This is a genomic window from Leptospira wolbachii serovar Codice str. CDC (assembly GCF_000332515.2).
GTDB classification, from domain to species: domain Bacteria; phylum Spirochaetota; class Leptospiria; order Leptospirales; family Leptospiraceae; genus Leptospira_A; species Leptospira_A wolbachii.
Genome location: NZ_AOGZ02000014.1, coordinates 175979 through 195416, shown reverse-complemented (window position 1 = coordinate 195416; position 19438 = coordinate 175979). Strand labels below are relative to the sequence as shown.

The following is a 19438-nucleotide window of genomic DNA, read 5'->3' as shown; positions in this document are numbered from 1 at the left end:
TTCCATGTTAGATAAGAATTTAAAACGCATTCAGTTCCAAGAGTCCGAGTCCGCATGGATCCGGTCATTCAATGTGGAATCGATCAAATGTCTCATCGTTTGCCGTGGTCCTGTTCGTAAGGAAACAATGGATGTTTTTGATGCCATTGGTGTGAGGGAATACGGAATTTTACTTTCCGAAAAAGATTCCATCGTTTATCCCAAGGCTCTTGCACCCGAGCTTCGTAACTTTCGTTTTGCGGAAAATATTCACCGGGTTCCCGATTATATGGGAGCAGGGAAAGAAGAGAAAGAACAACGCATTCGCCAAATCATAGGGATTGCCAAAGACAATGGATACACTCATATCTTTGCCGGTTACGGATTTATGGCAGAGGATGCGGAATTTATCGAAGCCATTGAAAAAGCAGGAATCACTTTTATGGGACCAAGTTCCCATGTAGCCAAAGGTGCTGGTGCCAAAGACGAAGCAAAAAAATTGGCAAGAAGCCTGAATGTATCAGTAACCCCAGGTGTGGATAATATCACAGCTCTTGCTTTACTTCGTAAAACAGGAAATTCCAAAGACGGCCTCCTTAAAGTTGCCAAAGAAAATAATTTATCTTTTTCTTTCAATGATTCCAGATCACTCGAAGACAATGCAGAAGACTTACTCCAACTTTCATACGAAAAAACTATAGACATCACTTCTATCCCTGACTTACAAAAAGAGTCAGCGATCCTTTGTGAAGAGATATGGAAAAAGTATCCTGGAAAACGAATCCGGTTCAAATACATTGGTGGTGGTGGTGGAAAGGGACAACGTGTCATCGGTGAAAAATCTGAAATTGATGCGGCGGTCATGGAGATTCTTGCGGAATCTAAAGTCACTGCTGTTGGTTCCAACAGAAACTTTCTCATCGAACTAAATATTGAAAACACTCGGCACAACGAGATCCAACTCATCGGTAACGGCGAGTGGTCCTTGTCTCTGGGGGGTCGTGATTGTTCTTTGCAGATGCATGAACAAAAACTTTTAGAGATTTCTCAAACTGTAGAGTTACTCCAAAAAGAAGCAGATCTCGTTCGTTCCGCAAATTCCAAAAAAGCTGCCATCTTAGATAAAGATGTTCAAACTTTGAAGGATATGGAACACCAAGCAGAAGTTTTTGGAAAAGCCATTCGTTTGAATTCTGTTTCCACTTTTGAATGTATTGTAGAAGGAAATAGTTTCTTCTTTATGGAAGTAAACACAAGGATCCAGGTGGAACACCGGGTTACAGAGATGGTGTACAAAATGAAGTTCACCAATCCCAATGATCCGAATGATTTCTTTTACATTGATTCCCTTGTGGAAGCGATGGCTGTTCTTTCCATTCATGGCTTACGTGTTCCCAAACCAGAACGAATTGTACGTAATGTATCTGGTGCGGAAGTTCGAATCAATGCAACAAACCGAGCACTTCAACCACATGCAGGTGGTATCATTCAAAACTGGTCGAATTCATTACCGGAAGAGATTCGAGATGACCAAGGAATTTGTACACGTAACCCCGATACAGGTGCCTTTGTTCATTACAATCTTGCAGGTGCTTATGACTCTAACGTGGCTCTTATAGTTTCCTATGGAAATTCGAGAACAGAAAACTTAGAAATCTTAGGAAACATCCTTCGTAAAACAGAGCTTAGGGGTCTGAACCTCGAAACCAACTTACTTGTTCACTACGGACTTATCCAGTGGATTTTGGGTAAGGATGCTATGTTCAAACCATCCACTGCTTTTATGATTTCGTATTTAGCAGGGATTGGTGCTTTACAATCCATCATCAATGATTTGGATTTAGAGTATCTTTGGTCTGAAAAAATAAAGGCTTCTGATCCTGAACTTAAAAAAATCCTAAACAAAAAGATGACTCTTGTCATTCGCCCTATGGAACGCCTTCTAGCTAACCCACACCTTCTTGGTGGATTTCTTGGTTATTTTGATGGGAAACTTTGGACGCGGACTGGTAACAATCTTTCCTTCTCTGACAACCCAATCCAATTTTTGGATTCCTTGTATTACTATTTAAACTTAGATACAACGGAACAAAAAGCAAGTTCAGAAAAGATTTGGGATCATGATGCTAACTTACTAACGGAAGCCAAAGCGTTTTATTCTGAGTTGGCTACTCGAACTGGTCTGAATTCTTGGAAAGAATTGTCGGAAGCTTTAGCTAAAGGGAAAAACCCGTCGAAAACTCTTTCAGAGGAATTGTGGACTGCTTCTGTCGCAAGCCATAATGGATTCCAAGCAGGTCTTGAGACGTTATTGTTACTTCCCAAAATCGGTATCAAATCCAACTTCTTTGGTTTGGATGTGAATGCAGATTTGGACGGAGTGGTTCCAGAAGAATTCAAAAACAAAGACACAAGAGATGCTTTGATCAAAACTCTCAACCCACCACCAAAAATGTCTGGGGATGAAATTGTGGCTCCAATGGGTGGAATGTTTTATTCTAAGGAAGCTCCGAACTTACCACAGTTAATCAATGAAGGGGATCATTTCCAAGCGGGACAACCTCTCTTTATCATTGAGGTAATGAAGATGTTTAACAAAATTCTAGCTCCAGTGAGTGGAACCATTGTTAAAAATCTCATGGTAGACTCGGATGGAAAGATTGTGACTAAGGCACAGCCTATCTTCAAAATCAAACCAGATGAAATTCTAAAGGAAGAGTCACCGGAAGACATTCGAACTAGAAAAGTTAAGGTAACGAAAGAGTTGGGTCTCGGTTAATCAACCGTAACCCACAATCGTTTTGTAGATTTCGGTCAAAGGGAGGATGTGGTTTACACCTCCTCTCTTGATGGCTTCCCTCGGCATCCCAAAGACAACAGAAGATTCTTCATTCTGAGCAATGGTATCTGCTCCTGCTTCTTTCATCTCAAATAATCCGATGGCTCCATCGTCTCCCATCCCTGTCATGATGATTCCTTTAGCATTCTTTCCTGCATTCCTTGCCACAGATCGAAAGAGAACATCTACAGATGGTTTGTGACGGTTGACGAGTGGTCCATCCATAACTTCCACATAATACTGAGCACCAGAGCGTTTCACCGTCATATGTCGATTTCCTGGAGCAATGAGGGCGAGGCCTCGCACCACACGGTCTCCATCTTTGGCTTCCCGAACACTAATTTCACAAATGGAATCCAATCGTTTGGCAAAGGTTTCTGTAAATTTTTCAGGCATGTGTTGGACGATGACAATGCCTGGAGTTTTGTCCCTGGGAAGTTTTGTGAGAACTTCTTCTAAAGCAATGGTTCCACCGGTTGAGGTTCCAATCGCAACAATCTTTTCTGTTGCTTGTAATTGGGAGATATCCTGCTTTTTTTCAGTTTTGATGGTAAACTGTTTTTGATTCGAAGGGTTGGGAAGTGCTTTTAAAGAAACTGCTGCCGCTGCTATTACAGCATCTATAAGTTCAATAGTGCTTTCATTTAAAAAATCTTTTAATCCAATTTTGGGTTTTGTAATGATATCACAGGCACCTAGGCTCATGGCGATCATTGCGGTATCGGAACCTTCTGTCGTTAAGGTAGAACAAATGACAACTGGTGTAGGCCTTTCCGACATGATTTTTTTCAAGAAAGACAATCCGTCCATTCTTGGCATTTCGATATCTAAAACAATGACATCAGGCCAATCGTTATTCATTTTATCCAAAGCAAAAAGAGGATCCGAAGCGCTGCCTAAAAATTCAAAACTCGAATCTGATTTGAATATTTCAGCTAATACCTGCCTTACGACAGCTGAATCATCGATGACAAATACCTTAATTTTTTTCATATATTATTTTTTTTCTACCCAGACTTCCCCGTCCCAAACGGTAAAATAAATCTTTCTGGATAAAGTTCCGCCAACGTCTTCAGAAATAATTTTGATTCCATTTTCTCCGAGAATCTTTTTGGCAAAATCTGCATTTCTTGTTCCAACTTGAGACGTTGAATTGTCCTTTAATATCTCTCTTTCTTCGTGTAGAAACATATTCGATCCTCCAAACACTTTCGCATAATAGTCGCTCGGTTGTGATCTATGTTTTTTCATTTCAGCTAAAAAAAAGGAAACTGCATCGATACCATATTTATGGGATTTTTCTGAGTGGATATCAGAAGGGGTAGGGAGGAGGTAATGGCACATCCCACCTAAATGGCGATTGGGATGCCATAAAACAATGGAAACACAGGAACCGAGCAATGTTCTAACCCTAAACCCTGAGCCACCGAAGAATATCTCTCCGGGGTTAAGAAAACGGTCTATAACTTCACTCGGTGAATCCATTACATCACATTTGACGATGTTTCTTGGATGGATTGTAACTCAGATAGTTCCAAAATTTGGTTTACTTTCAGAATAATCACAAATCTGTTTTCCAATTTCCCAAGTCCTTGGATAAAATCCAATCGGATTTTGGAACCGAAACTAGGGGGATCTTCAATGGAATCAGGAGGAATGTCTACTACCTCATTGACTGCATCCACAAGGAGACCAACATCTATGATTTCGCTTTCTATCTTGATTTCCGTTATGATGATACAAGTTTTGCGATTGGTTTCTGTCTTCTTTCTGTAAAATCTCATGTTGAGATCGATGACAGGTACTACATTTCCTCTGAGGTTGATCACCCCAGGAATGTAATCCGGCATCATCGGAACATGGGTCACAGATTCAAATTCAATGATCTCTTTGATATATAATATTCCGAGACCAAAGAGTTCTTCCGAAATTAGGAAAGTTAAATATTGGAGTTCCTGCATATAGGTATCCTATTTAATACTTCTGGAACTTGCCATTGTCATCGGACGGATCCGCCTTCCTGGCATTAGGTGTTTGAAGTCGTCCAGAGGATTTTGCCACCGATTTTGTATGTTTGGAATCCACAACAGATTGGAAGTTTGTTTGTTTTCCTAGTTTAAAGAAACTAATGGAAGAGAGGAGTTTCTCAGCTTGGGCTTGTAATTCTTCCGCAATAGCCGCTAACTCTTCGGAGGCGCTTGCTGATTGTTGGGATACTTGGTCCAGTTGCCCCATTGCCTTATTCACCTCATTGACACCAGAGGATTGTTCCTGGCTTGCTGCGGTAATTTCTTGCACGAGGTCGGCAGTTTTATTGATAGCGGGAACTATTTCTTCAATTAGTTTTCCCGCAGATTCCGCAATTTGGACAGAATTTCCTGCCAAACTACCGATCTCATTTGCTGATTTTTGGGAGCGTTCTGCAAGTTTTCTTACTTCTGATGCAACTACGGCAAAACCTTTTCCATGTTCACCTGCTCGGGCAGCTTCAATAGCAGCATTTAACGCAAGTAAGTTGGTTTGGTAAGCAATATCTTCAATAATGGATATTTTATCCGCTATTTCTTTCATTGCTGATACTGTATTTCTTACGGCTTCTCCCCCTTGTTTTGCATCTTTGGCAGACTTAGTCGCGATTGTGTCTGTTTGTTTTGCGTTTTCTGCATTTTGGTCAATGGAAGCACCCATCTCTTCTAAAGAGGCCGATGTTTCTTCCACAGAAGCTGCTTGTTCACTCGCACCTTGTGATAGGGTGCTGGCAGTTGACGCTACCTCATCAGCGGCATTCACAAGTGCGTCTGTATTGGTCCTTACGTCGTTAATGATATCTACAAGTTTTTTGGATGTATTGTTAAAGGAATCTCTAAGTTTTGCAAATCCACCTTCATACTCATTGGTTATGAGTTGAGTGAGGTCACCATTCTCTAATGCAGACAAACCAACCACAAGATCGTCGACAATGCGAGCAGTTTCAATAGCAACATTTTTTTGTTCAGTGATGTCGGTTGCAAATTTAATGACTTTATAAGGTTTACCATTTAAGTCAAGGATGGGGTTGTATGTCGCTTGTAACCAAATGATTTTTCCTCCTTTCCCGATCCTTCTGTATTCAGCAGTTTGAAACTCTCCTCGGTTTAAACCCGCCCAAAACTGACGGTAATCTTCTGAATTGACCATAGCTGGTTCAACAAACATTCTATGATGTTTCCCAACAATTTCCTGTAACCCATAGCCCATGGTCTTTTGGAAGATATCATTGGCTGTGATAATGGTTCCATCCATATTGAATTCAATCGTTGCTTGGGCCTTGTTGATTGCTTCAATTTGACCGATGAACTCTCTCACTTGTTTTTTGTTTTCCGTGATGTCGGTGGCAAATTTTATAACTTTGTATGGTCTTCCATTGGCATCAAGAATGGGAGTGTAAGTTGCTTGTAGCCAGACTTCTTTTCCATTTTTTCCAATTCGTTTGTATTCGGAAGACTGGTATTCGCCACGATTGAGAGCCGCCCAAAATTGACGGTAAGCTTCTGAGTTTGCTTCTTGTGTTTCTAGAAAAATTCTATGGTGTTGCCCTTTGATTTCACCCAAACTGTAATTCATCAGAGTTAAGAAATTTTCATTCGCAGAGGCGATAGTTCCATCCATATTGAACTCAATTGTTGCTTGCGACCTTTCAATGGCTTTCGAATTTGCATTGGCTTCGGTTACATCAGCCCATTCTACAACACTTCCTAGTCTTTCTCCGCTAGCAGTTATGATTGGGTTAGCGATTAAGTTGAACTCACGATTGCCGATCTTTATGCTCGATTTATGTTCGGAAGTAAATGTACCAAGAAGCCTTCTTTGGTGGCTTGGATCCTTATGGTAACTGTCAATATTACTACCCATCAAATCTTTGAGTGAAAAGTTGCGTAATTGAGTTTTGATATCTGCTTCTGATTTTCCAAACATAGTATGAATCGCTTTGTTCATATATACTACATTTAAATTGGGATCAGAGATCATTACATTGGTAGAAACACTGTCCAAAGCTGTTTTGATTTGGATGGCGTCTTTTAATGGTTTACCAACTTGTTTGAGTAAAAGAAATAGTAGGGCCGCGGTAATGCAAAGAAACACGGCACCAGATACAAAAATGGGAAGAAGAATCTCTTTAGGAGAAACCGTCTCTTTGGAAATTTCAGTAAGACTATCTTTTGTTAACTGAGCATTCCATTTAGAAATAGATGCGGAGTAGGGTTTCCAAAGTTCAGGAAGATTCGATTTGAGAAGGTCTTTTTTTGTGATCTCTTCTGGTTCGTTTAAATAGGACTTTATAAGAGCAATATATTCATCTTTTTGAATTGTTGCTGTTTTAAGAATAGCTGATTCCTCTGAGGAGTTTGGGAATGTCGAAGTTTGTTCCCAAGAAGAATTTAGTTTTTCTAAATCATATTTGATTTTGGCAATTGTTGTTTTATCCACTTCTTGCGATTGCAGGACTGTGAAAAGGTCGGACTGTATCGATTGGCTTAGGTTCCAAACCGATGTTAGAGTTTCGGTTTTTTGTAGTTGGATTTTTTTGTTTTCTTCCGAGGGTTGTGAACCGGTGACAGTTCCCCAAGAATAAAACGTAATCCAAACAGCAAATACCAGACCCGTCAGAAAAAAACCTATTAGCTTCGTGCTTATCTTTATATTTTTCATATCATCCTCTTCATTTATATAATCTTTCGTTTTCTACAGCTATGGTTCTTTCGAATAGAGAAGGTATGTCTATAATGAGAGCCACATTCCCATCTCCTAAGATACTCGAACCGCTTACACCTTTCACATGGCGAAATACAGATCCCATTCATTGGTTTGATTACTGTCTGGTATTCTCCCAGAAGTCTTTCGACAACGATTCCTGCTTTTTTCTCTCCATTCCTAACTATGACGATATTTTCACGTAAACTTTCTCCAGAAGATTCAGTAGGATAATAATCTTTGAGTCGAAGGAAGGGAATTAAATTCCCTCGAAGTGGAAAGAATTGATTGGAATCCGTTTTGTTGTCATTAGTAAAATGGAGGCATTCCAAAACCATATCCATCGGAATGATGAATTGGTTTTTCCCTACTTCTACCAAAAACCCATCGATAATGGCTAAGGTTAAAGGCAATCGAATGACGAAACGGCTTCCCTGGTTCGGAGTTGATTTGACTGTTATGGTACCACGTAAAGACTCGATATTTTGTAAAACAACATCAAGGCCCACACCTCGACCGGAAACATTAGTAACTTTGGAGGCAGTCGAAAGCCCTGGATGGAATAACAGTTTGAATATTTCTTCTTCCGAATCCGGTAATGGTCCTGAAACAAGACCTTTATCAATTCCCTTTTGCCAAACTTTTTCCTTTTGAATTCCATTTCCGTCATCGGTGATTTCAATGACAACACTTCCTGCTTCATGGAATGCATTGAGTTTGATTGTGCCTTGTTTTGGTTTTCCCTTTCTTTCACGTTCTTCAGAAGTTTCCAGCCCATGGTCGCAGGCATTTCTGACTAGGTGAGTGAGTGGGTCGCCTAACTTATCAACAATGTTTCGATCAAGTTCAGTTTCATTGCCTTCTGTGATCAGTTTGATTTCTTTACCAAGATCTTTTCCCAAGTCCCGAACGGTTCTTGTGTACTTTTGGAAAGTATCTCCGATGGGAACCATTCTTAGTTTTAGGGAAATTTCCCGAACTTCGTTGAGTAATCTCATCGCAAGTATAGAGGATTCTTGTAAGTTGGAATCTTCCATCGAGCCAATGAGTTGGTTCATATTGGCACAGGATACAACAAGTTCCCCTACACGATTGATAAGGTTATCAATCCGTTTGGAATCTACTTTTATAGTTGCTGATTTGTTTTGATCCTTTGTTTGCAGAGATGCATTTTTTAATTCCAAAATTTCCTGCGGAGATTCCAACGCCGCCACTGTAGGAGCTGCGGATTGAATTGAAGATGTTGTAATTCCCGTTTTTCGGACTTTTAATTCTTCAAAGTAGTTAATTAAATTAGCGTCTGTTAGGATATTAATTTCTTTCCAAGTATTTCCCAGTAAAATTTCTTCTTCTGGTAGCTGTTGAGAAAGATCAACTAAATCTTCTATATTAGATCCCGGGGGTAAAATATGTAAAAAAGAGTCATTTTCAATAAAATTAAATACTTTGCGAACCGTATCTAAATCAGAGTTGGTTACAAAATGAATTTCGAAACCTAAATAACAGGATTCAGGGTCAAACTCATCGGTGATGGGAATGGTTTCAGTAATCGTTTTTAAGGAATGAATTTTTCCAATTTTCTTTAAATACCCAATAAAAGAAATGGGATCTAATCCTTGAGCAAAGACATTGCGATTGGGTCGAAAGGAAATAAGATATCCTGTGATCGTCTCACCTCTGTTTGTTTTTGAATAGAGACTTTCTGATCCAGTAAATCCACCATCCATTTCTTTTTGTGTTGGCGTTTCAATTTCCTTCTGACTTTCTTTTTTTACAGAATTGTCAACATCTGCACCTTGAAACGGCTTCATAAGTTCCAAGATAGAATTACCTTGTATAATTTTTGATTCTGGAATTTTCCCTTTTGTTTCTTCGTTCACCAAATAGGAAAGGTGATCCTTCGCTTTTAGCAGAATTTCAGTTAGTTCTTGTTGGAAAGGAATTTCTTGGGAACGCAATCTATCAAGTAGGTTTTCCACAACATGTGTGAACTTAACAGTTGATTCGAAGCCAAACATTCCCGCTGTTCCTTTGATTGTATGAACAGCACGGAAAATAGCATTTAGGTCTTCGTCCGTAGGGGAGGACACTTCTGTACGTAGGAGGATTGCCTCCATATCACGAAGAAATTCTTCTGATTCAACTAAATAGGCATCTATAACCTCTGTTAAATCCATTAATTAATTTTCCTTGTACCGTATCGAAATTCTACTTCGTTAGAGTGTTCTTTTTTTACCTTAACTCGATCGCCAAAAAAACTAACAAGTCCTAGTAAGTCCAAAACTTTCAAAACAGGGAGGGAGTGGTTTTGCAGTTTGATCGAAAAATGGTTTTGTTGGCTCAACGCTTTTAAATACATTAAAAACTGAATTCCTGCAGAATCGATTCGTTGGATTCCATTTAGATCTAACTGGATGATTTTTCCTTTTGCCGAGGTCCAAACTTCAGAATGTTTTTTCCATTCCTTGACAAAGGGTACAGTTAAATACCCCAACCAAGTGATTTCAAAACCTGAATTTGTTTCCCTTAGATTCTGGACCGGTTCCATGATTATGGCAATAGTTTGGAAATCGTATCTAACAACTCTTCTGGTGAAAAAGGTTTGGTAAGCCAAGCTTTCGCACCTGCATCCATACCTTGTTGTTTTTTTTCAGGTTGGGATTCTGTAGTCAACATGATGATTGGTGTGAACTTATATTTAGGATTTTCTTTTACTTTTTTTATAAAACTGATTCCATCCATATTCGGCATATTCATATCGGAAACTATTAAATCTACTGCATTGCCTTCTAGTTGTTTTAAACCTTCTAAGCCATCGCCAGCCTCAATTAAATCGAAGTTTGCATTTTTTAGATGTACAGAGATGATCTTTCGGAAAACCGCAGAGTCATCTATAATCAATATCTTTCTATTCATGGTTTGTTTCCTTGTCGTTTTGGATTGGTAAAAATAGTTCGGCTATGATGCAGTCGGCTTTCACTTCTGTAGTATGGTCAACTGCATTCCGGATAAAAAACATTCCGTTATGTCTGTGAAGTATGAAGTCAACCATTGTTAAACCAAGTCCTAAGCTGAACTTTTCCTTAGAGTAAAAACTTTCTACGGGTGGATGAATTCGGTAAAACGGTTCTACTAACTTCTTTTCAAACTGAGCTAATTGTTTAGCATACTCATCATCGATTATGTTGTTTTTTGCAGACAAACAAAAATATCCATCTACAAAAGTTACAAATACATCAAAGTGAGATTTTCTTTTAGAATACTTTAGACCATTTGTAAAAATTTCATGAATCGCAACCTTTATCGACTCAATATCAAGATCAAGATAGACTGATTGTTTGATTACAGGCAAGTTTACCTTTAATTCTCGTTCAGCAATCTCAGTTCTGAATGTTTCAATGAGTGATGGTAATAGGCCAAGTAGGTCTTCGCTATTAGTTCGGACCAATTTTGTATTGTTTTGGATAATGCTTACTGCAAGGTCTAAACCACCCATCATGGCAATGTTATGTTCATGATTTTCAAAGAGCAGATCCCAAAACTCTTTATTAATTGAATAACTTTTTCCCTGATCCACTTTCATTTGTTGGATGGAGTCAATAATTGTGGACATAGCTCCAAGTCCTGACCCTTGCATCAAAGTGGTTTTTAAATTTAAAATCGAATGGAGTTCGGAATTGATTTCGTTTGTTTTACGATGTGATTCTTTGTAGTTAAGCCATTCCAATTGACTTTTCAATTCCTTTGATTCCTCGTCGATGAGAAGAGATTCCATTCTCTTCAAATAGACGTATTCTAATGCCTTTTCTAAACGGTCGGCTACAATTTCTACATGAAGTGGCTTCAAAAGATAATCATACACGCCCATCTTCATAACTTCGATGATTTCTTCTGTTTGATCGATAGCAGTTTGTACTATAAAGACGGCGGAAGGCTCTATTTTTTTCCGTTCTTGAATAAATGACCTACCATCAAGAACCGGCATCATTAAATCCACCAAATACAGGCTATATGGTCGTTTCGCTGCCATTTCCAGAGCCACTTTGCCGTCTTCAGCAATCTCAGACTCCATACCAATCCGTTTACATATTGCTTCTAAAAGGACTTGGTTTTCCTTTTTATCCTCAATGATTAGGATTGGTTCCTTGGGACGCCTTAAGTGTTCTTTCGACGGAGCCTTCAGTGACTGGTTTTGGTTTACATTCGATTCCACCATATAGATTATCGGAAATCCTACGGTAGAATCCTTATGGGTTCAATTCCTTTATTTAATTATTTCAGGTAACTTGAGTTTAAAATTGGAGCCCTGTCCTAGTTGGGAACTCAGCTCCAGCATACCTCCGAGACGGATGGCAAGCCCTTGGGAAATAGAGAGTCCAAGACCCGTTCCTTCCACGTTTCCATCGTCGTTTAACCGGGTGAAGGTATGAAAAATGCGCTTTTGATCTTCTTCTGAGATTCCAGGACCATAATCGCGTACCGAAATCTCAAGGAAATCGCCGACCCATTCACAATCAAATTCAATGTAGGGGTGGTTTGCGTACTTAATCGCATTAGAAAGTGTATTTAGGAGAATTTGTTGGATTTTTCCCGAATCAGAAGTGATTGATTTTGAATGCACTGGCGGACGGAAACGAATGTCCATTCCTTTCGCCTTCGCTTGCGGTTGAACTAAATCTAATGTTTGGCGACATATATCTTCTGGTTTAAACGTTGTTATTTGGATTTTAATCTGTCCTGACTCAATTTTCATTAAATTTAGAATTTCATTGATCATGTTCAGAAGTCGAATTCCACCTGTATAAATATAATTTAAATATTCTTTGCCTGTTTCATCAGAGTCTGACAATTTGATGAGTTTCGAAAAACCGATAATTGAGTTTAAGGGAGTTCTTAGTTCATGGCTCATATGTGTCAAAAATTCCGTTTTGACTTGGTAGGCACGTTCTAGCTCCTCTTTGGTTTTGGTGAGATCCAAAGTTCGTTCCAAAATCAAAGATTCAAGTGCCGATTTATAGCGATTCAATTCTGCAAGATCGGAATCTCTTTGGACAAAAAGCCCCATCCACCGACTAACAGTCTGATAAATCAGAAGGTTTTCATGTTGGATGGGAGAGTTCAGTTTGTACTTTAGGAAACCCATCACTCCCAAAAATTTCTCCTCAAAACGGACTGGGATGAGAAGGAGAGTTTCTGCTTTTGTTTGATCAAAAAACCACTTTTCTCGGGGCATCGCTTTACTTTGCGTTAAATGAATAGTTTTCCCATTTTTTAATCTATGGATCCAGCGTCCGAGACCTATATCATACCAGTTTTCACTTTGGCATTCCTTGGGAATCAGAGGGTATTTTGTGGTTTTCCTTTCGTTGACCCAGATTTTAAATCTATCTTCTACTTCGTTTGGTTCGTATTTGAGAAAAAAAATAGAATCCATTTCCGTAAAGTATAGCAGTTGATAAAGGGCTTGTGGTAGGCCCTCTCGTATTGAATGTTGTTGGATAAGGATTTGGATGGATGAAGCAACACCTAGTTCGAATCGTAACCTCCAAGCAATTTCTTCCTCTTGGCGTTGTCTTGTGGTAATGTCTTTTATACAAAACTTTGTATAATCCTTATTTTTTTCTCCTTCGGGAAATTGAAACTTTCCAAATGAGGTTTCAAGAATGGTTCCATTCGTTTTATAAATGAGTTCGGTTGAAAAATCGGAGCTATCAATCTTCTGTGAAAGAAAACTATCTAAGTCAAATCCAACTTCTAAAGACTTAAAAATCTGATTTTTAACTATGACTTCAAATTTTTTCGAAGACTTATCAATAGATAGAATGCTGGTCCCTGAATCATCTCCTTCTAAAGAAGCCTTTAGCAATGAACAAGGATCAAAAACCATACTAATATTGTTTCAGCAGTTCTTTCGGAAGTTTGAAACTCATTGTATCCTCGCGGCTCTCTGGAAACAAAGATACTTTTGCATCGGGAAAGTGTTTTAAAATCTCTCCCACTATTTCATCCACGAGGACTTGAGGACTGGATGCGCCTGCAGTGATTCCCAGTATTTTGATTTTTGCATTTTTAATATGGTCGGGGTTGACGTCTTCTTTTCTAGAGATTTGGAAACTTGCCGGTCTCGTTTTTTTTGCTAATTGACAAAGGCGTACGGAGTTGGAAGAGTTTTCTGCACCAATGACTAACATCGCATCTACGGACTCCAACATAGATTGGACTGCTTCTTGCCTTTCTGTTGTTGCATAACAAATATCATCTTTTTGAGGATGTTCTACATAAGGAAAAACCTCTTCAATTTTCTTCACAATGCTCTTCGTGTCCGCGACAGAGAGAGTGGTTTGCATGAGATAGGTTAGTGGTTTGTCTTTTGTAATTTTACTTTTCAGATTTTCTACATCTTCAGGTGATTCCACTAAAAACATATCGGCTTCGCCCATGGTACCGATGGCTTCGTCATGGCCCCTGTGTGCGATGTAGATGATTTGGTGCGAGTCTTTGATGTTTCTTGCTTTTTTATGGACCCTCGTAACTAAAGGGCAGGTGGCATCCCCAATTTTCATTTTCCTTTGGGTGGCTTCTTTTACCACTTCGGGAGAGACTCCGTGGGCGGAGAAAACAACAGTGGCCCCATCGGGAACCTCTTTCAGTTCATCAATGAACTGGATTCCTTTTTTTTTCATTTCTTCCACAACTCTCTGGTTATGGACAATTTCTTTACGAACGTAGAGGGGGCTGTCCGGGTTTTCCTGGAAGGCGGTCTCCACATAGGAGATGGCGTATTTCACTCCAGCACAAAATCCACGGGGGTTTGCTAAATATATGGTCTCTAACACGTAAAAAGCCTGCCTTTTTCTGAAATCCACTTCCATAGATTTACTATGACATATTTTAGAAAAGGGGAAGTTCTATTTTTATTCAAATTTTATTTCTTTTTCCCTATTATCCTCCCTACCGTAATGACCGATCCTTATCTTGAAAGGGCCAAGGATGGCCTCTTCGAAAATTCATCAATTTCTCGGACTCGATTGGTTTCGGGTGGCGAGAGAACGGATTCAAGGAGGAACCCGGATGATTATCAACCACAACGTAAGTGCGATCTTTGCACACAGAACTTTGAAGTCTAACGACGCGAACCTGAGCAAAGATATCGAAAAGTTGTCTTCTGGTATGCGTATTAACAAAGCAGGAGATGACGCATCTGGACTTGCAGTGTCTGAGAAAATGAGAACTCAGATTGCTGGTCTTCGACGTGCAGAACAGAATACTGAAGATGGTATGTCCCTCATTCAAACGGCGGAAGGATATCTTCAAGAAACACACGAAATCGTTCAACGCGTTCGTGTACTCGCGGTGCAAGCTGCGAACGGTATCTACTCGGAAGAAGATAGACAACAGATCCAAGTCGAGGTTTCACAGCTAGTGGACGAGATCGATCGTATTGCTTCTCAAGCAGAATTCAATAAAATGAAACTGCTTACAGGAGCATTTGCTCGACTCAACCCAACTGCTAGTATGTGGTTCCATATTGGAGCTAACATGCACCAAAGAGAGCGCGTGTACATTGAAACAATGAACACTGCGGCATTGGGATTAAGAAACCCTACGGTTCTTACTTTCATCTCTCTTTCGACTGCAGGTAAAGCAAACTCCGTGATCGGACTTTGTGATGATGCATTAAGAGTGATCTCTAAACAAAGAGCTGACCTTGGTGCTTATTACAACCGTATGGAGCATGCTGCGAAAGGACTTATGAATGCTTATGAAAACACACAAGCTTCTGAGTCTCGTATCCGTGATACTGACATGGCTGAACAAATGACCAGCTTCACGAGATACCAAATCTTAACTCAGGCTGCAACATCAATGCTCGCGCAAGCGAACATGAAGTCTCAGTCAGTGATGAGATTGCTCCAGTAATAGGATAAGAGAGACCAAAGGTTGGGCAGGGTGGTTGGGGCCCTTCCTTTGGTTTCTCGATTTTCTTTTTGTTGTAAAAAACGATAACCATCCATTTTCTTTTTTCCCTAACACCTTCCTCAATTTTCGATTCTATTTTTGATTTGACAACGTTAGAATTTGTCAGTCTTTTAGGATATGAAATCTGTATTCATCTTACCTTTACTTTTTTTGCTTGTTAGTTGCAAGTCGGTTGCGAATTTTCAAATCATTGAGAATGCGAAACCAAATCCAAATTGTAAAATCAGTCAGTTTGTAGTCATTGAGTCTGATTTTTTTATTTCCACTGGTAATACTTCTTTATCTGGCTGTATCGAAAAAATTGACAAAACAAATGCATTACTCTCTTTTTATTTTGGTCGTACCATTCGGAAGATAAGTGCGAGTATCAACTTAACCACTGGTGAATCCAGTAAAACGGAATCTTTTTCGGGTGAAAATGCAACAGCGAAAGCAACGATTCATTTGAATACAAAGGTTTCTTTAGAAATTCCTACTGCTGATAAAAAGGGTTCGTTTATGTACAGTATATTGTACACTTCCAGAAACAATCAACCTTCGTTAGAGATTTATGATGTAACTCGAGAGGAATCCTACGCACCGAGACTTGCTTTCCAAGCGATTGCAAAAAATGACCTATCCAAATTAAAGGAACTTTTTACTAACGGGAGCATTCAAAAAGATACTTCCATCATTTTGTATGAGGAAAATGATACTTCCGAATTGAATCTTTTCCAACATGCGTTAAATGTTCGTGCCAATAAAGAAATATTCGAGTATTTATTAGAAAAGAAAGTGAATTTTCAATTTAGAGACAAACTAGGATTTACTGCTCTTACATATTCAGTTTTTTTTAATGACTTGGATTTATTAAAATACATAGATTCCCTAAAGAAATGGAATTTAAATGAAACAACAAACCAAGGGGATACCATTTTACATTGGGCTGCAGCTAATAAAAATAAACCAATTGTTGATTATTTATTAAAACGAGGGATTAGTAAGGATATAAAAAACAATCAAGGCCTGACCGCTTACGATATAGCAAAATCCAAACTTTCCTATGAAATCATGGAGATATTACAATAATCATTGAAGATGAAGATATATACTTTTCTGTTATTAACTTCTGAAAATTTTTGTCATTGGAATTTGAATTGATTTTTCATCCGGCATGAATTTAGAACCAATGATTTTAGATATCGAATCAGCTTATCAAATCCTAAAGCCAGTTGTAAATAGAACTCCAATACAATTCCATTCTCGTCTGTCGGAAATATATGGTGCTAAGGTTTATCTGAAGCGGGAAGACTTACAAGTGGTCCGCTCCTATAAAATTCGCGGTGCCTATTATTTGATTCAGAGTTTGTCTTTGGAAGAACGTAGAAATGGTGTCGTTTGTGCAAGTGCCGGAAACCATGCACAGGGTGTCGCTTTTTCCTGTAAACTATTGAATCTCCATGGTGTGATTTATATGCCGGCTATCACTCCCAAACAGAAAATCAACCAGGTGAAAATGTTTGGTGGCGAGTGGATTGAAATTGTCCTTGTGGGAGACACCTTTGATGAATGCCAATTCGTTGCTCTTGAATTTGCTGAGGCCAATAAAAAAGTATTCATTCCACCTTTCGATCATATCAAAATTATGGCGGGACAAGGGACGGTTGCCAAAGAAATTTTAGAGGAAGAATCTAACATCGATTATGTATTTGTTCCAGTAGGTGGAGGTGGGCTCGCGGCAGGACTCGGAAGTTATTTTAAGGAACACTCTCCCAAAACAAAGATCATTGGAGTGGAACCAACGGGTGCCCCTTCCATGACAGAGGCTCTCAAACAAGGAAAACCAGTTACTTTAGAGAAGATTCAAAAATTTGTGGATGGAGCATCTGTCAAGAAAGTAGGAGACCTTACTTTTCCCATTTGTAAAGAGATCCTCGCAGATATGTTACTCGTTCCAGAAGGGAAGGTTAGTTCCACTTTACTAAAATTATACAATGAAGATGCAATCGTTGCTGAACCTGCAGGAGCTCTGAGTATATCAGCCCTTGACCAATATGCGGATCAAATTCGTGGTAAAAAGGTGGTATGTATCTTAAGCGGTGGAAATAACGACATTGATCGGATGCAAGAAATCAAAGAACGGTCTCTCTTGTATGAAGGATTAAAACATTATTTTATTGTAAGATTTGCACAGAGACCCGGAGCTCTCAAACAATTTGTCAATGAGATATTAGGGCCGAATGATGACATTGTCAGATTCGAATTCATTCAGAAGAATAATAAAGAATCAGGACCAGCCCTTATTGGCATTGAATTAAAAACTAAAGACGACTTCCAATCCTTATTGCAAAGGATGGATGCATTCCACCTTAACTATACCTTAATCAACCAGGATGAAAACCTTTTCGAATATTTGGTCTGATGAAAAAATGGACCAGCATTTCATGTTAGGTGGTAATCTTGTCTGGGGACCGCATAAATCATTCGATCTACTTTCGTATCGAATCCTTCTAGAGTAGATTTAATTTCGAGAAATTTGTGGGAATTCCCTAAAGAATTCTGAGAATCGTTCGATATCTAAAGTGATTGAAAGATCGTCGTACAGCTAAAAAGCCCGGAGTGATTGCCGGGCTTTTGTATAAATAGGAACTTTCTGAAATAAAAATCCAATTTTTGTGAAATCCATTTTTCTTTTTGTTAGATGCGTGGTAAACAGGCGTTATTGGGTGGCGGGAGGATAACCCCACCCAGTTCGATCAGGGCGGGGAAGTTCTACCGTTGTCTCCCCAAAAATACCAACTCCCTAAATCCACCACAGATTCCTTTTTACAAATTAAAAAACTATCATTGAACTCAAACGAAAGATCCAAAACATTGCCGTCGGTGGAGAATGATTTTGTTCATTAAATTTCGATTCTTTACAAAACTAGCAGCTCTTCTGTTAGGGATTCTCCTATTTGTTGTTTGTTGTCATCCCGACGGGAGACACAACTCTGGTGATCCTCTCTCGAAGGAGTATTGGGAAAATCGATTATTAGAAAATGACATAGTTGCCTACCCTCGATCATTTTTAGTAGAGGGATTTGTGACTGGCTTAAACCAAACTTCCCTAACGATCCTTTCTCGCACTGATGGAAGTGCCATCACAGTAAATGGAAATGGTCCATTTTCCTTATCCGTTTTTGCCTCTCCCAAATATCTACAATTGGAATTTCCTACTCAACCATCCAATGTCCATTGTATCGTATGGGATCGCGGTGATTGGGATGGGTTCAAATTGATCAATGTACAGATTTCCTGTCCCTTTGCGAAATCCATCGTTTCCGGAAAGACTCTCCTTTGGGATCGTTGTACTTATGGTTCGACCTGGAATCCCTTCGGTACGAGTGTTGGGATCGGGAAGGGAGATTGTTCCATTGGTAGTGCCGAACCATTAAGGTTTTGTACGGTGGCAGAAGGTTATAATTCTACAACGAATCCCAATGCTTGTAATGGAGGGATCAATACACAACTTGTGAGTGCGGGTGCAGTGTATCAATCCTGTGTTAGTCGCAGTTCCTCGAAGTCGTACCAAAGAGATCAGTGGAGGCTTCCCTTATATACGGAAATGTTTTCTGTGATTCGTTGTAGTGATACCAATACGGGAGTGATTACTGGAGAAGATGGATGTATAACAGTAGGGGATGCTACAACTTATCCAGGAGCGACGGCGGATCCAATTTTATTTCCTAATGCAAAAGCAGCACATTATTGGAGCGCACAAACTTTTGCGGGTTTAGGCGATGTCCAGGCCTACATGGTTGACTTCGATGGTGGCAAAGAATCATACATGAACAAAGATTCACTAGCCTATGTCCGGTGCGTTTCAGATCTATAGGAGAGAGTATCTTACGACCTTAGACTTTTTCTTTTTTTCCTTCAAACTAAGAA

General features: G+C 39.4%; 14 protein-coding genes and 2 pseudogenes. 5 read left to right on the top strand and 11 right to left on the bottom strand.

Features of this window, described 5'->3' with window-relative positions; all coding sequences use genetic code 11:
* Window positions 1-4 precede the first annotated feature (4 nt).
* Window positions 5-2758, top strand: coding sequence for an ATP-binding protein (locus LEP1GSC195_RS06435; RefSeq protein WP_015680949.1), 2754 nt, complete (start codon window positions 5-7; stop codon window positions 2756-2758).
* Here LEP1GSC195_RS06435 and LEP1GSC195_RS06430 read toward each other — a convergent pair whose 3' ends face one another.
* From LEP1GSC195_RS06430 to ispH, 11 genes and pseudogenes are all read right to left on the bottom strand, one after another.
* Window positions 2759-3811, bottom strand: a complete 1053-nt coding sequence (locus tag LEP1GSC195_RS06430; RefSeq protein ID WP_015682630.1) for a protein-glutamate methylesterase/protein-glutamine glutaminase — start codon at window positions 3809-3811, stop codon at window positions 2759-2761.
* Between the two features lie 3 nt (window positions 3812-3814).
* Complete coding sequence (locus tag LEP1GSC195_RS06425) at window positions 3815-4303, bottom strand: chemotaxis protein CheD (RefSeq protein ID WP_040506500.1); 489 nt, start codon at window positions 4301-4303, stop codon at window positions 3815-3817.
* Window positions 4303-4779, bottom strand: a complete 477-nt coding sequence (locus tag LEP1GSC195_RS06420) for a chemotaxis protein CheW (RefSeq protein WP_015682071.1) — start codon at window positions 4777-4779, stop codon at window positions 4303-4305. The genes LEP1GSC195_RS06425 and LEP1GSC195_RS06420 overlap by 1 nt, the downstream gene beginning before the upstream one ends.
* A 13-nt stretch (window positions 4780-4792) precedes the next feature.
* Window positions 4793-5830 (bottom strand): annotated as a pseudogene (locus LEP1GSC195_RS20265) (methyl-accepting chemotaxis protein); the annotation flags it as partial.
* 27 nt (window positions 5831-5857) lie between these two features.
* Window positions 5858-6826 (bottom strand): annotated as a pseudogene (locus LEP1GSC195_RS20260) (PAS domain-containing protein); the annotation flags it as partial.
* Between the two features lie 695 nt (window positions 6827-7521).
* Window positions 7522-9726, bottom strand: a complete 2205-nt coding sequence (locus LEP1GSC195_RS06410) for a chemotaxis protein CheA (RefSeq protein WP_015681245.1) — start codon at window positions 9724-9726, stop codon at window positions 7522-7524.
* Entirely contained in the window at window positions 9726-10097 is a 372-nt protein-coding gene (locus LEP1GSC195_RS06405; protein WP_015682057.1) for an STAS domain-containing protein, read from the bottom strand. Before LEP1GSC195_RS06405 ends, LEP1GSC195_RS06410 begins: the two co-directional genes overlap by 1 nt.
* Window positions 10098-10099: 2 nt before the next feature.
* A complete protein-coding gene (locus LEP1GSC195_RS06400) occupies window positions 10100-10465 on the bottom strand; it encodes a response regulator (RefSeq protein WP_015682369.1) in 366 nt (121 codons plus the stop codon).
* Window positions 10458-11765, bottom strand: a complete 1308-nt coding sequence (locus tag LEP1GSC195_RS06395; RefSeq protein WP_015680698.1) for a response regulator — start codon at window positions 11763-11765, stop codon at window positions 10458-10460. The genes LEP1GSC195_RS06400 and LEP1GSC195_RS06395 overlap by 8 nt, the downstream gene beginning before the upstream one ends.
* Before the next feature lie 48 nt (window positions 11766-11813).
* Window positions 11814-13436 (bottom strand): GAF domain-containing sensor histidine kinase, encoded by a 1623-nt coding sequence (locus LEP1GSC195_RS06390; RefSeq protein WP_015681039.1) that lies wholly within the window; start codon window positions 13434-13436, stop codon window positions 11814-11816.
* Window position 13437: 1 nt separating this feature from the next.
* A complete protein-coding gene (ispH, locus tag LEP1GSC195_RS06385) occupies window positions 13438-14385 on the bottom strand; it encodes a 4-hydroxy-3-methylbut-2-enyl diphosphate reductase (protein ID WP_040506973.1) in 948 nt (315 codons plus the stop codon).
* A gap of 235 nt (window positions 14386-14620) precedes the next feature.
* Between ispH and LEP1GSC195_RS06380 the strand changes: the two genes are divergently transcribed.
* From LEP1GSC195_RS06380 to LEP1GSC195_RS06365, 4 genes are all read left to right on the top strand, one after another.
* A complete protein-coding gene (locus tag LEP1GSC195_RS06380) occupies window positions 14621-15469 on the top strand; it encodes a flagellin N-terminal helical domain-containing protein (RefSeq protein ID WP_002974229.1) in 849 nt (282 codons plus the stop codon).
* A 177-nt stretch (window positions 15470-15646) separates the two neighbouring features.
* Window positions 15647-16597, top strand: a complete 951-nt coding sequence (locus LEP1GSC195_RS06375) for an ankyrin repeat domain-containing protein (protein ID WP_015680788.1) — start codon at window positions 15647-15649, stop codon at window positions 16595-16597.
* A gap of 100 nt (window positions 16598-16697) precedes the next feature.
* A complete protein-coding gene (gene ilvA, locus LEP1GSC195_RS06370) occupies window positions 16698-17930 on the top strand; it encodes a threonine ammonia-lyase (protein ID WP_040506970.1) in 1233 nt (410 codons plus the stop codon).
* Window positions 17931-18398: 468 nt separating this feature from the next.
* On the top strand, window positions 18399-19385 hold the full coding sequence (locus tag LEP1GSC195_RS06365; protein WP_232227719.1) for an Lcl C-terminal domain-containing protein: 987 nt from the start codon (window positions 18399-18401) through the stop codon (window positions 19383-19385).
* Window positions 19386-19438: the final 53 nt, after the last annotated feature.

Excerpts from the sequence above, each read along its gene's own strand:
- LEP1GSC195_RS06435 (WP_015680949.1), top strand. The coding sequence starts at position 5 with ATGTTAGATAAGAATTTAAAACGCATTCAGTTCCAAGAGTCCGAGTCC.
- LEP1GSC195_RS06430 (WP_015682630.1), bottom strand. The coding sequence starts at position 3,811 with ATGAAAAAAATTAAGGTATTTGTCATCGATGATTCAGCTGTCGTAAGG.
- LEP1GSC195_RS06425 (WP_040506500.1), bottom strand. The coding sequence starts at position 4,303 with ATGGATTCACCGAGTGAAGTTATAGACCGTTTTCTTAACCCCGGAGAG.
- LEP1GSC195_RS06420 (WP_015682071.1), bottom strand. The coding sequence starts at position 4,779 with ATGCAGGAACTCCAATATTTAACTTTCCTAATTTCGGAAGAACTCTTT.
- LEP1GSC195_RS06410 (WP_015681245.1), bottom strand. The coding sequence starts at position 9,726 with ATGGATTTAACAGAGGTTATAGATGCCTATTTAGTTGAATCAGAAGAA.
- LEP1GSC195_RS06405 (WP_015682057.1), bottom strand. The coding sequence starts at position 10,097 with ATGGAACCGGTCCAGAATCTAAGGGAAACAAATTCAGGTTTTGAAATC.
- LEP1GSC195_RS06400 (WP_015682369.1), bottom strand. The coding sequence starts at position 10,465 with ATGAATAGAAAGATATTGATTATAGATGACTCTGCGGTTTTCCGAAAG.
- LEP1GSC195_RS06395 (WP_015680698.1), bottom strand. The coding sequence starts at position 11,765 with ATGGTGGAATCGAATGTAAACCAAAACCAGTCACTGAAGGCTCCGTCG.
- LEP1GSC195_RS06390 (WP_015681039.1), bottom strand. The coding sequence starts at position 13,436 with ATGGTTTTTGATCCTTGTTCATTGCTAAAGGCTTCTTTAGAAGGAGAT.
- LEP1GSC195_RS06380 (WP_002974229.1), top strand. The coding sequence starts at position 14,621 with ATGATTATCAACCACAACGTAAGTGCGATCTTTGCACACAGAACTTTG.
- LEP1GSC195_RS06375 (WP_015680788.1), top strand. The coding sequence starts at position 15,647 with ATGAAATCTGTATTCATCTTACCTTTACTTTTTTTGCTTGTTAGTTGC.
- ilvA (WP_040506970.1), top strand. The coding sequence starts at position 16,698 with ATGATTTTAGATATCGAATCAGCTTATCAAATCCTAAAGCCAGTTGTA.
- LEP1GSC195_RS06365 (WP_232227719.1), top strand. The coding sequence starts at position 18,399 with ATGATTTTGTTCATTAAATTTCGATTCTTTACAAAACTAGCAGCTCTT.